10 protein-coding genes are annotated in these 11,793 nt (G+C 54.1%); 4 read left to right on the forward strand and 6 right to left on the reverse strand.

Annotated elements, in window-relative coordinates; translation table 11 throughout:
* Positions 1–2: 2 nt before the first annotated feature.
* The 3 genes from RIB44_07600 to RIB44_07610 all read right to left on the reverse strand — a co-directional run bounded on the left by RIB44_07600 (position 3) and on the right by RIB44_07610 (position 2,572).
* On the reverse strand, positions 3–524 hold the full coding sequence (locus RIB44_07600; protein ID MEQ8616444.1) for a PEP-CTERM sorting domain-containing protein: 522 nt from the start codon (positions 522–524) through the stop codon (positions 3–5).
* Between the two features lie 117 nt (positions 525–641).
* Positions 642–1,622 (reverse strand): phosphatidylglycerol lysyltransferase domain-containing protein, encoded by a 981-nt coding sequence (locus tag RIB44_07605; GenBank protein MEQ8616445.1) that lies wholly within the window; start codon positions 1,620–1,622, stop codon positions 642–644.
* Positions 1,623–1,663: 41 nt separating this feature from the next.
* Positions 1,664–2,572 carry a DoxX family membrane protein gene (locus RIB44_07610; GenBank protein MEQ8616446.1) on the reverse strand — a complete coding sequence of 303 codons (909 nt, stop codon included), beginning with the start codon at positions 2,570–2,572 and terminating at the stop codon, positions 1,664–1,666.
* A 189-nt stretch (positions 2,573–2,761) separates the two neighbouring features.
* On the opposite strand from RIB44_07610, the gene RIB44_07615 reads away from it, so the two are divergent.
* The 4 genes from RIB44_07615 to RIB44_07630 all read left to right on the forward strand — a co-directional run bounded on the left by RIB44_07615 (position 2,762) and on the right by RIB44_07630 (position 8,511).
* Positions 2,762–3,145 carry a hypothetical protein gene (locus tag RIB44_07615; protein ID MEQ8616447.1) on the forward strand — a complete coding sequence of 128 codons (384 nt, stop codon included), beginning with the start codon at positions 2,762–2,764 and terminating at the stop codon, positions 3,143–3,145.
* A 21-nt stretch (positions 3,146–3,166) separates the two neighbouring features.
* Positions 3,167–3,472, forward strand: a complete 306-nt coding sequence (locus RIB44_07620) for a hypothetical protein (GenBank protein ID MEQ8616448.1) — start codon at positions 3,167–3,169, stop codon at positions 3,470–3,472.
* Between the two features lie 440 nt (positions 3,473–3,912).
* Positions 3,913–7,026 (forward strand): PSD1 and planctomycete cytochrome C domain-containing protein, encoded by a 3,114-nt coding sequence (locus tag RIB44_07625; GenBank protein MEQ8616449.1) that lies wholly within the window; start codon positions 3,913–3,915, stop codon positions 7,024–7,026.
* A gap of 9 nt (positions 7,027–7,035) precedes the next feature.
* Positions 7,036–8,511 carry a DUF1501 domain-containing protein gene (locus tag RIB44_07630; protein MEQ8616450.1) on the forward strand — a complete coding sequence of 492 codons (1,476 nt, stop codon included), beginning with the start codon at positions 7,036–7,038 and terminating at the stop codon, positions 8,509–8,511.
* Here the strand turns inward: RIB44_07630 and RIB44_07635 are convergent.
* The 3 genes from RIB44_07635 to RIB44_07645 all read right to left on the reverse strand — a co-directional run bounded on the left by RIB44_07635 (position 8,508) and on the right by RIB44_07645 (position 11,729).
* Entirely contained in the window at positions 8,508–9,302 is a 795-nt protein-coding gene (locus RIB44_07635; protein ID MEQ8616451.1) for a hypothetical protein, read from the reverse strand. The genes RIB44_07630 and RIB44_07635 overlap by 4 nt on opposite strands.
* Before the next feature lie 315 nt (positions 9,303–9,617).
* Positions 9,618–10,256 carry a hypothetical protein gene (locus RIB44_07640; GenBank protein ID MEQ8616452.1) on the reverse strand — a complete coding sequence of 213 codons (639 nt, stop codon included), beginning with the start codon at positions 10,254–10,256 and terminating at the stop codon, positions 9,618–9,620.
* A 570-nt stretch (positions 10,257–10,826) separates the two neighbouring features.
* Positions 10,827–11,729 (reverse strand): aminotransferase class IV, encoded by a 903-nt coding sequence (locus tag RIB44_07645; protein ID MEQ8616453.1) that lies wholly within the window; start codon positions 11,727–11,729, stop codon positions 10,827–10,829.
* Positions 11,730–11,793: the final 64 nt, after the last annotated feature.

The following is an 11,793-nucleotide window of genomic DNA, read 5'->3' on the forward strand; positions in this document are numbered from 1 at the left end:
ACCTAGCGGCGACGGGACGACACCAGCGAAAGACTTCCCAGTCCGAGCAGCCACAGCGTCGAGGGTTCTGGAATGCTTGTCGTGTATTCCAAAGTAACGTCAAACGTTCCGCCAGCGATAAATCCAGGGCGTACGACCGAAACTTGCACTTCACCATCCGCGACATACGCGTCTAGTGAGGCCAGCGGAATCGTCACTGGCGATACTGGTTGATTAGCACCGTCAAGAAAATTGACTGGACGAATCCAACCGGCGGGATCACCCGCAGTTTGGTAGCCGTCTCCGTCAACCATTAACTGTTCGAGTCGCTTATTGTTGTTCGCCAGCTCGCCTCCGGTTGCGAACAACGAGAGCGTGGCATCTCCTGCCGCGGGAAGAGCACCAGTGAAGGTCAGCACCACTGGCGTTGAATCAGGAAAGGCAACGCTCCCTGATTGCGTTTGGCTGTAGAGCGTCATCGCCGAAACTTGCGAGGTGGCAGCCGAGAACAGAATGAGCAGAAATAATTGCCGAGAGAATTTCATGAGTCGTGCCTTGCTAGAAGTGAAAAGCCAGTTGCCAGCTACGTCATTCGCATTTGGCACAATTTAAGTGGGTAAAAAGCGAGAGTCAAATAGAATGCCTCTGGAATCCCGATTTTCTCAAAAAACGCCTGAGAGTCTCAGCATCGCGATGATTCTTGAATCGTTGAAAAGCACTTGCGATGCGTAATGCGTTGGCTCTTCGCTACCGCGGAATCGCTGCTTGTACTTTGCGTGATTTGCCAAGGGGTAAATCCAACGGTTGATCCAGCGTGCGTGAAGTCCCGCTCGGAACGACCAATGCAAGAACGGGTTGTGCTGGAATCGTTTGTTCTCAACCCCCGCCAAAGGCGAAAGGCCCAGCGTAAGCGTCTTTCGCCCTTCGATCTGAAACTTCTCGATTGCGTGCTTCATTATCGCAGCCTCGGCATAAGTCGGCGCGTTAGGGCGGCGGCGTTTGATGCAGGTGCAGTAGCCTACAATCTCTCCGTTTCGATAAAGAGGGTCGAAAAAGAGAAACGCCTCGATTCGTCCTGACGCATCAATCAAGTAGAACTTCCGCACATCTGGTTCGTCCGCATAGACAACCGGGCGATTGAGAAAACCGACTTCGCGTTTCTTGACCGTTTTGCCTTCTTTCCACTGAGCCGAGACCTCTTCAACCTGCTCGCGAGAAATCTCGTCAAAGCTCAACTCTGCGATGCGGTAATCATGCGACTCAATCCAATTCGCCGCGTAACGCAGCCACTCCTTCTGCTTGCCGTCGAAGTAGTATTCCGTGAGATCAAGGCTCGTATCCACGCCCATTTCATTGACGTAGAAACCCTCTCCTTCAAGCAGAGCACCGAGCTTCTCCGAAGCTTGGACAAACACGCACTTGCGATGTGCCTTGAGGAACTCGCTCACAAGGCTTGGCCACTTATCTTTCGCTGCGATGGGGTCGCCCAAAGCGAAGGTGTAACCCCACTTCCGACCGTAGGCGAGATAGCCCTCGTGATCGCCGAAGTGTTCGAGGCCCTCTTGAACTGCCGTGGAATAAGCCAGAGTAAAGTCACCATATTGGCGGCACAGACGCAAGCGATCTTCTAACGTTAACGGCAACGTGGCTCACTTAATTGTTGGAATTAGCAGGGTCTTTGTCGCTAATCCTTGGGAGCGACTGGCTCCAGCGAATAAGTATACGACTCCGTATCCACCTGCAAACGATACTTGCCGGCTTTGGGAATGTAAGCCTTAATGTTGTCGGCTCCTTTTTCGACCTTCCCCTCCACGGGCATGCCTTCGCCCTGCTGATCCGACTCTCCAAAGTTGAGATTCCACGACCCGTTCGCAGCGAACTTAAACTCAATGGGGCCAGCCTCGGGGATGTCTAATACGGTACTCCAAATAGTTTCACCTGTTTTAGCAAGAACATTCCTCGACAGTTCCCAATCGTTGAACGAACCCGGCACACTGATCGATTCGATCTTCGTTTCCTGCTCGGCCATGTCAGCCGCAGGTTCTGGTGGCGAGAGCTGGTGATAGATTCCACTGCCCACAATAGCGAGAGCGATCCCGACAGAGGCAAACCAGGCCTTAGAATTCCACCTACTCTCGGACGTTGTCAGTCGGTGGAGTAAACCATCACACGAAATCCGGCCAGCTCCGAACGCTATGAGGACAACGTACAACCAAAAGAAACCCTGGGTGAGATGCATTCCAGTGATTGGAGCCACCTCATGAAAACCGAATGCTGCGACGCCGAGGGTAAACGCAAGTAAGATCGCGTTAATGCGAGTGAAGAGCCCCAAAGCCAACATCGCCCCGCTGACAAACTCAGTCACACAAGCGACTGTGGCAAAGAATTCTGGAACTGGGAACCAGCCGATCTTAACGACTTGGTCCACCATCCAATCGGGACGGGGGAGTTTGTCGAGTCCCGCGTAGGCAATTGTGACCCCTCCGTAAAGTCTTGCCCCTAAGAGTGCAAGGTCGGCGGCATAAGAATGACGCGCCTCTGGCAACAAATAGTCGCGAAGGGAAAGTCCCCTTTTCTCTGGATTCATCTTCATGAACTAAGCAACGGAGTGATTGTTTTGGAGAACGAAAAGTTGCAATGAACGCACGCTAGAACATGTCTTCGTTTCTATCATGACTACGGATTCACAGATAGTTACAATTCTTGAAGGGTTAGCCGGAGACTGCTACTGCGACTGATCGCTACGCATGCAGTAACTATTGCCGGACGTTGAGGGAGAAGTATGAAAGTCAGTGGCTTATCTGCACAAGTCGATGAAGCTGAGGCAGTTTCTGGTATGTTACAAATTTGTGGTCTTTCTCGGCCTTTTCGATTCACGTCGATGACGATAAATGCAATGGAACCAACACCAATCATTCGATTGAAATGCAACTCAGTTCCATATCGACAAGGTTTCATCGAAGTAACTCCTTCAATCCACGATGGACACATCAATATCGAGACCTGGAATATCAAGCCAGAAGCTAGCCTGGACAATGTTTCATGGGTAGATGACAGATCAGTGCCTGATGCAGATGTATTGGCAAACATTGAGCTTGAATTGACTGCGGGCGAAGCTGAGCGGCTTGCCGGAGCAATACTGGCAGCTATCAAAGCCTTGGACTAATACCCAAACCCAGATTATCAAATGCCACTTGTAGTCAAACACAAGTATCGCGGCTTCAATGAGTCCGAGATAGAAGAACTCGGCCTTGAGGCCTTCACAATGCGTCCAGCTAGGCGGTTAATGCCATTGGAAAAAGACGAGCTGGCTAAGCTAACAAAGAGCCGTCTCTTGGAGTACCGGAAGAAGGCACTCTCACTTGAAAATAGCTTGGCGGAGTCTGACTACCATGAGCAGAATATCAAAGATTGGGACCCAGCATATATCTACTTCAAGGAAGACCCTCGTTGGCAACTGACTTACGACCTCGTCCTTCACTACCTGGCATAGGAGTAATAATTCAATCCTAAGCTGCCCAAGCGTGATACGCTGAGGCAACACCGGCGGTTTACAAAATTCGCTAGTTGCCGTCTGAAAGTCGTGGACTGCGCTACACGATTCTTGACGCGTACTTTTTCGTCGTTAACACGGAAGTGTTTCTCAACGAGCTGCCCTCAGGCCTTCCACGATTATTGTGCACCAGACCCTGCCCTTCGCTAGGGAAGGTGGGTGGTCGGACGCTACTGCTCTCTTTTGATCGTTGATGAAGCAATTCTCGCAAGTTTCTTGCCCACGACCGGTAATGTATAATAGCCCCTTTAATCGATTGCTCATTCCCTTGTTGCTCGACTGCCTGGAATGAAAAAGCGATAAGTCTCGCATTAGCGAAAGTCGCGATATTTGTTACGAGTGCGTTTGCCGCCAAGCAAATGAGTATTGGGAGTTCATGAATGAGGCCAATGATTTACCGTTGCCGAGCGATCTTGAGTGGCTTGACTACGTTGGTGGGGCTGCTTTGTTTGGTTTCTGCTCCAGAAGTTGTGCGTGCCGAAGAGATTACTGATCAGCCGACGGCGTCTCCCGTTAGTTTCAGCAGGGACGTGCGGCAGCTTCTCTCAGACCGTTGCTATCTCTGTCACGGACCTGATGAGAATAGTCGCCAGGCGGATTTGCGTCTCGACAACTTTGCTGCGGCAACCGAGTGGGCGATTGTTCCAGGTGATCCTGAGGCGAGCGAGGTGCTCACGCGGATCACTTCCGATGATCCTGACCTACGGATGCCTCCGCCGGAAAGCAATAAGCCGCCTTTGACTGCTGAGCAGGTACAGTTGCTCAAACGCTGGATCGCCGAAGGGGCAGAGTACGAGCGGCATTGGGCGTTCGATTCCCCCGAGCGCCCCGAAACCCCGCAGGTCAATCGCCCAGACTGGAACAAGCATCCGATCGATCGGTTCGTATTAGCAAAGTTACAAGAACGTGGTTGGGAGCCTTCGCCACAAGCTGATCGGCGGACGCTGTTGCGGCGGGCGTCGTTTGACCTGACCGGCTTGCCGCCGACGCCTGAGCAGATTCAAGAGTTCCTCGACGACGAATCGCCCGATGCTTGGTCACATGCGCTGGATCGGTTGCTCGCATCAACGAGTTACGGAGAACATCAAGCTCGACATTGGCTCGACGCGGCTCGCTATGCGGACACCAACGGCTACCAGTACGACTTTCAGCGCGACCAGTGGGTGTGGCGAGATTGGGTGATCGCGGCTTTCAACGAGAACAAACCTTTCGACGAGTTCACCATCGAGCAACTCGCCGGTGACTTGCTGCCCGGTGCGACTGCGCAGCAGCGTTTGGCGACCGGTTTCAATCGGAACCATCCGATCACGATTGAGGGGGGCATTATTGATGAGGAGTACCGCGTTGAGTACGTGCTCGACCGGACGACGACCGTCGGGACGGTTTGGATGGGCATGACCCTTGGTTGCGCCCGTTGCCACGATCATAAGTACGACCCTCTCACGCAGAAGGAGTTCTATCAGCTTTCAGCGTTCTTCAATCAAGTGCCAGAACGTGGGATGCGCGGGTTCAATCCGTCGGAGAAAATTACCTCGCCATTGCAGGAAACAAAATTCCGCGAAGCGCGAAGACAACTCGTTGAAGCTGAAGACGCGGTGCTGGCAGCCTACGCTGCTTGGAAGAATCCGCCCCAGGAAAAGCTGTTTGACGATCTCCGCTCGGAAAAGGATTCCCCATGGCCGGTTCGACGACCGGAAACGGTCGAATCACTGAAAGGCTCGACACTCGATATTCTCGAAGATCAGAGTGTCGCTGCTAGCGGAGATAACCCAGCGCAGGATGTTTACGAAGTCGTCTTGCCGGTGGAAGAGGAACCTGTGCGTGCAATCCGATTGATTGCCATGCCTTCAGAATCCGGGGAAAAGAAATGGCTTGGACGTTCTTCCAACGGCAACTTCGTTCTCTCGGAGATCGAAGTCGAGGCAACCCGCCCCAAGGATCAAGAGAAATACGAGCCGGTCGAAATTACGAAGGCGAGCGCCACTTATTCGCAATTCCGATTTAACGTGGCGGATGCCATTGACGGAAGTCTTGACGACAAGGGTTGGGCCATCCGTGGCGAACCGGGCAGTGCCGAGAAGGAACAGACAGCGACCTTCACGCTTGCCCAGCCCGTGATTGCCGGTGAGAACATCAAACTCAAGGTTCGCTTACGCTTTGAGAGTAGCTTCGGGCAGCATCAGATGGGGCGTTTTCGCCTGGCGACGAATCGTTCCTATGGCAATGTGTTGGCGCCAATCGTTCTGGCTGCGTCTGAAAAGGAGCCGAGCGAGCGAACGCGAGACGAGCAACTCGCGATCGCCCAATTGCTATCAGAAAGCGGTGGTACGCAGGCCCTCCAGGAAGCGCTAAGTCGACTGGCGGAAGCTCGCAAGGCGAACCAACGGCTGCTCGAGGAGACGCCGGAAACGATGGTCATGCGCGATATTGAGAAGCCACGCGGCGCTTACGTGCTCGACCGAGGTGAGTACGACAAACGAGGCGAACGCGTTGAGCCCGACACGCCAAGTTGGTTGCCTTCGCTGGGCGAGGACCTTCCCCGCAATCGTTTGGGCCTGGCAAAGTGGCTAACCAAACCGGGGCACCCGCTGACGGCGCGGGTAGCGGTCAACCGATTCTGGCTGGAGTTGTTCGGACTTGGCTTGCTGGACTCGCCTGAGGACTTTGGTCTCCAGAGTCAGCCGCCCAGCCATCCCGAGCTGCTTGACTGGCTAGCCGTTGAGTTCGTCGAGTCCGGTTGGGATGTCAAACAGTTGTTGAAGACCATCATGACCTCGCAGACCTACCAGCAGGCTTCAACGATCACCGCCGAGATGGCTGAACGCGATGCTGAGAATCGTTTTCTCTCTCATGGACCACGGCTGCGGCTTGATGCCGAAACGATTCGCGACGCCGCGCTCGCCGTCAGTGGCTTGCTGCATCGTGAGATTGGCGGACCAAGCGTGTTCCCTTACCATCCGCAGGGCCTTTGGATGGAAATCAACAACCGCCCCGGCTATTCCAGAGCCTACCGGCGGGACTCGGGCGACAAACTCTATCGGCGCAGTATTTACACGTTTTGGAAGCGGACCGTAACACCACCGTCGATGGCGGTTTTCGATGCCCCTTCGCGCGAATACTGCCTGGTACGCCGTTCGCGCACGAATACGCCTTTGCAGGCTTTCGTCATGTTGCACGATCCCCAGTTCGTTGAAGCGGCTCGTTGCCTAGCCGCACGCATGTTGAAGGAAGGTGGGCAATCCTTTGAGGAGCAGATTGACTTCGGCTTCACGCTCGCCTTAGGAAGACCACCCACCGAGCAAGAAAGGCGTGTGCTTGCTTCCACCTATCAACAAAAGCATGAGCAATACCAATCCGCACCCGCACAAGCCGAGCGACTGTTGAGCATTGGTGAATCGCCAAATGACGATCAGTTGCCGCTGGCAGAACACGCGGCCATGACCACCGTTGCCCGCTTGCTGATCAATCTCAGCGAGTTCATCACAAAAGGTTGAAAGACGACAATGCATCCCCTTCTCGAACATCATCTGCAATTGAATCGACGGCACTTCTTTGGACGCGGTCTGTCAGCGGTTGGCTTGGCGGCACTCGGCACGTTGATGCCCGAGGGGCGTAGCGGCCAGGCAGTGGCTGGCACCCTGGCGGAGAACAACGGTCCAGGCTACGGCCCCGGGCGGGTTGGCCCGACGCATTTTCCTGCCAAGGCGAAGAGTGTGATCTATCTCTGCCAGTCAGGCGCACCGAGCCAAATGGATACCTTTGATTACAAGCCTGAACTGGAGAGCTTTGACGGCCAAGAGTTGCCAGACTCAGTGCGTGGGGGACAACGACTCACGGGGATGACCGCGGGGCAGAAGTCGTTCCCTGCGGCCAAGTCCATCGCAAAGTTTCGTCAGCATGGCGAGTCAGGGCAGTGGATCAGCGACCTGCTACCGCACCACGGAAAGATCGCCGACGACATCTGCGTGATTCGCTCGATGTATACCGAGGCGATTAACCACGATCCGGCCATCACCTTTTTTCAAACCGGACATCAACAGCCAGGCCGCCCGTGCATCGGCGCTTGGGCCAGCTATGGGCTAGGCAGCGAGTCGAATGATCTGCCGAGCTTTGTCGTGCTGCTCGACAAGAACACGGATCGCGAAGCTCAGCCGATTTACTCTCGATTGTGGGGCAGTGCGTTCCTTCCTTCCAACCACCAGGGCGTGAAACTACGTACGGTTGGCGACCCCGTTCTTTATCTCCAAGACCCAACCGGCGATTCCCTGGCCGACAAACGCCAGCTGCTTGACCAATTGGCGGAACTGAACGAGCTGCGACATCGCCAAGTCGGCGACCCTGAAATTAACACACGTATTGCTGCCTACGAAATGTCGTACCGCATGCAGACCTCAGTACCTAACCTGATTGATTTCAGCGACGAGCCAGCCTCGACACTCGAGTTGTATGGCCCAGAGGTGCGCAATCCGGGCACCCACGCGGCCAACTGTTTGCTCGCGCGGCGGCTCGTCCAGCGTGGCGTTCGGTTTATTCAGCTTTACCACCGTGGCTGGGATCACCACAGCAACCTGCCGAATCGCCACCCAAGTATCGCCAAGGAGGTCGATCAAGGTTCCGCTGCTTTGGTGCAAGATCTCAAGCGACTAGGCATGCTCGAAGACACCCTCGTCGTCTGGGGTGGTGAGTTCGGTCGCACGGTTTACAAACAGGGAGATCCCAACCGCTTCGGGCGTGACCACCATCCGAAATGTTTCAGCATGTGGATGGCCGGCGGCGGCATCCGGCCTGGCATCAGCCACGGCAAAACAGACGAATGGTGTTACAACATCGTCGAGAATGGTGTCCACGTTCACGATCTCAACGCGACGATTCTTCACCTACTAGGGTTCAATCACGAGCGTCTTACATATCGGTTCCAAGGTCGCGATTACCGCTTGACGGATGTCCATGGCAAAGTCGTGAGCGAGATTCTGGCCTAGTGCGTGTCGACCAGCGTCTCGTTCTGCGAATGCCTAATCGGTGACGAGCAAATGCTCTTGAAAAGAAACAGGCCGGCAACTAGCAGGACAGAGCTCGAAGGCTCGGGGACGTCGTTGGGCGTCGTGTCTTCGCTGCTAGCTCTCGTGATGATTCTCAATTGATCCAATTGTGAGGTAGTCATGAAGTGAAAGGTAATCGTCCGCAGATCTTGGGCCAGTCCTACACTGTCGTTGATTTGTAGTCCTTGCGTGCGAAAACCGGGCCCCTCAAAACCTCGATAGTAGCTAGGGGGAATGTAGCGGGTTACCTCCGAGCCAAGCGCGGAATCGCTGGCGTCTAGTTTTGCTCCTGTGACCATGAGGCCGAGGATTTCTTCCTCAAACGTAATCGAACCGGCATAGTCTCGCGCGGGAAAACCGTGACGAACGGGATCTGCGTGAAGCAAGTAGCTGTTGACCTCGACATCAATCAAAGTCGCTGGGCTGAGATCGCCGGCTGAGCTAACCACACCTGGCGTGGAGACATCGAGCAGTAGTTCTTCTTCGAGCAGCACTGATTGCTTTTCAAGAAATAACTTGGCAAGAAAGTCGTCCTCAAGGCTACTAAGCGTGACCGCCGTTGGTGGATCGATCACGACCAAATCTCCCGAGAAGCTGGAGATGGCCGCCGGGGCATCCGTCGCGAAGAGCAGACCAAGTAAGAGTCCTGCCGTCGAAGCAATAGCTCTGTTAAGACTTATGCGGAGCCGCATCAGTACGATAAGATCGCCTCGAATTGAATGTGTGAACACTAGCACCTCCTCAAGCTGAGAGTGTTAGCAGCTTGCCCCGAAAACACTCTTGCCAAAAGGCCCATTCTCTGAGGACGTACAACCTAGTGGAAAACCGCAGTGCCGTAAAATTTCTATAGGTCTCTCGGGTTCCACTGAGACCAAAGGTCGAGTTTATTTCAATCCAGTGGAGAGAACTGGCTTGGGCGGAGACGGGATATTTGGATAACTGCACAGGACGATGAAGCCGAGGCAGCTTGTCATCGCAATCGGTGTACCCAACCTCAGCAGATTGGAGCCTGAGGTATCTGTCGGCGGAGTTAACGTTTCGTGCAGTTAGCGACGGCGACAGCCCAGCAGGCAGAGTGCAGCCAGAGCGAGTGTGCAGGTCGTGGGTTCGGGGATGCCGAGGTAGTAGTTATCCGCTTCACCGTTGCCGTAGAAACCAATTCCAGCACCAGTTCCCGTGTAAGTCGAGTTTAGCGTGCCACTGAAGAATTCACCGGTGGCTTCCACGTACGCGGTCGCAGTGCCATCCCCGTTGTCGGTGGCTTGGAAGTAAGTCGCGCCCACTTGGCTAGAAAGGTCGAAAAAACTTGATCCGATAAAAGCAGCTACTCCGTTATTGCCTGTATAGAAGAAAACGCGATCAAATAGACCGTTGGCGTCATTATCTTGAATCTTGATAAACAAGTTGTCGCTTAGCGAGTTGTAATTTAGCACCAGGGCCACGTAGTCAGTTCCAGGATTAGCGATTGCGTCGACACCGAGGCTTGAACTGGATACGCCATCGAGCGTGGCCAAAGATTCATCAGTGCCATAGAATACCCCGCCCGACTCGGTGATTGTGCCGTTTTGAATCGTCCAGCCTGAAGTGCTGCCATCGTTGAAGTCGTCCACCAGAAGTTGTCCCTGCGCCGAAGATGAAGCTAGAACCAGGGCGTAGGTCAGGAATCCATAAAATGTCGTTCTCATTAATTCTTCCCTCAGTTGTGTTTGCAAATGCTGTTGCGGAGTTCAAAAATCAATGACAGAAGGCTGGGCGGTTGACCCGCGTCGAACCGATTCCGTTAATATGAAATGGGGGAGCGGTCGAAAAACTCTCACGACAAGTTCGGCACGGATAAGATCCACTTTCACCCTGCTCAGTGCGCACAAACCGGCAGTAGCTCTTCTGATCAGTCTAAATCGTTGCTGACCGAGTTAGTGCCCCCTTCAGGATTCTATGCTACCCTGGGCCAATTCGACCGCAAGGCTCTTTCAAGGAAAACTGGTTGTACGCAAATTGATGTGGGTTGCCAGTCTCCGAGTCCCCTTTCGCAAATGGTTTAGAACGACCTCCGTAACGCCAACGAACATGCTGCAACAAAAGGCAGCGGTGAATCTGACGACGCTCGATTCGGCTACTGGCAAACCGACAGAGGTCGCATGAACCGACTTTCATTTCGACTTCGCGAAACATGCACAAGCGTGAAACACTGAACGCAAGAAATCAAATCGGATCCACAGCCGCAGGACTCTAAATCTTCAGCTCTCCTAGACCGATCAATCAACCACTTCGACACCCGAGCGTGAGGTCAACTCTCGAAAGGCTGTGGTCAATCGTTTCAAGATCGGTCCTGCGTCGCCGTCGCCAATTTGATTGCCGTCGATCAGGCTAACGGGAACCAACTCGCCCATGGTTCCCGTGCAGAATACTTCGCTGCTTCGGTAGAGTTCGGCAAGTGAAACGTCGCGTTGCTCGTGAGGGATTGAGAGCTGTTGACAGATTTGCAGGACGATGGCTCGTGTGATTCCTTCAGGACAGGCGACCGTCCGGGAGGTGATCACTTTGCCTTCGGCGACCATGAAGACGTGCGTTGCGTTGGTTTCCGCAACGAATCCACGGCTATCCAGCATCAGGGCGTCGTCCGCCCCGGCAGCGTTGGCCTGGATTTTAGCAAGAATGGAATTGAGTAGGTTGTTGTGATGAATCTTCGAATCCAACACGTCAGGCGAGGGACGACGGTATGTTGAGGTAATGAGGCTGATCCCCTCCGCCCCATAAACAGGCTTCTTGAATTCCGCCAAGACAATGAGCGTCGGGCCGGATTGGTTGAGTCGTGGGTCCATGCCGCTGGTGATCTTCACCCCGCGGGTCAAGGTGAGACGGATGTGGACTTCGTCCCGCATTTTGTTCGCTTTGAGAGTTTGGCGAATCTCCTCCACGAGTTGTTCGCGCGTGGGAATCTCCTGAAAAGCCAGCGACTTGGCGGAATGTCGCAGTCGGTCCAGATGCTCGTGCAGTTGGAAGATCCGCCTATCGTAGAGCCTGAGACCTTCCCAAACGGCATCGCCACCCTGTACGACCGAATCGAACGGGCTGACTCCCGCCTCGTCGCGATGCAGCATCTTGCCGTTGATGTTGATTAGCAGGTCGCGATTTCTTTCGTCAAACTTTTGTAGCACTGGTGTTGTCTTTGCTTTTGCTGGAAGGGAATTGAACGCAGACAAACGCGGATTTTGCGGATGA

The sequence above is a fragment of the Lacipirellulaceae bacterium genome, assembly GCA_040218535.1.
Lineage (GTDB): Bacteria > Planctomycetota > Planctomycetia > Pirellulales > Lacipirellulaceae > Adhaeretor.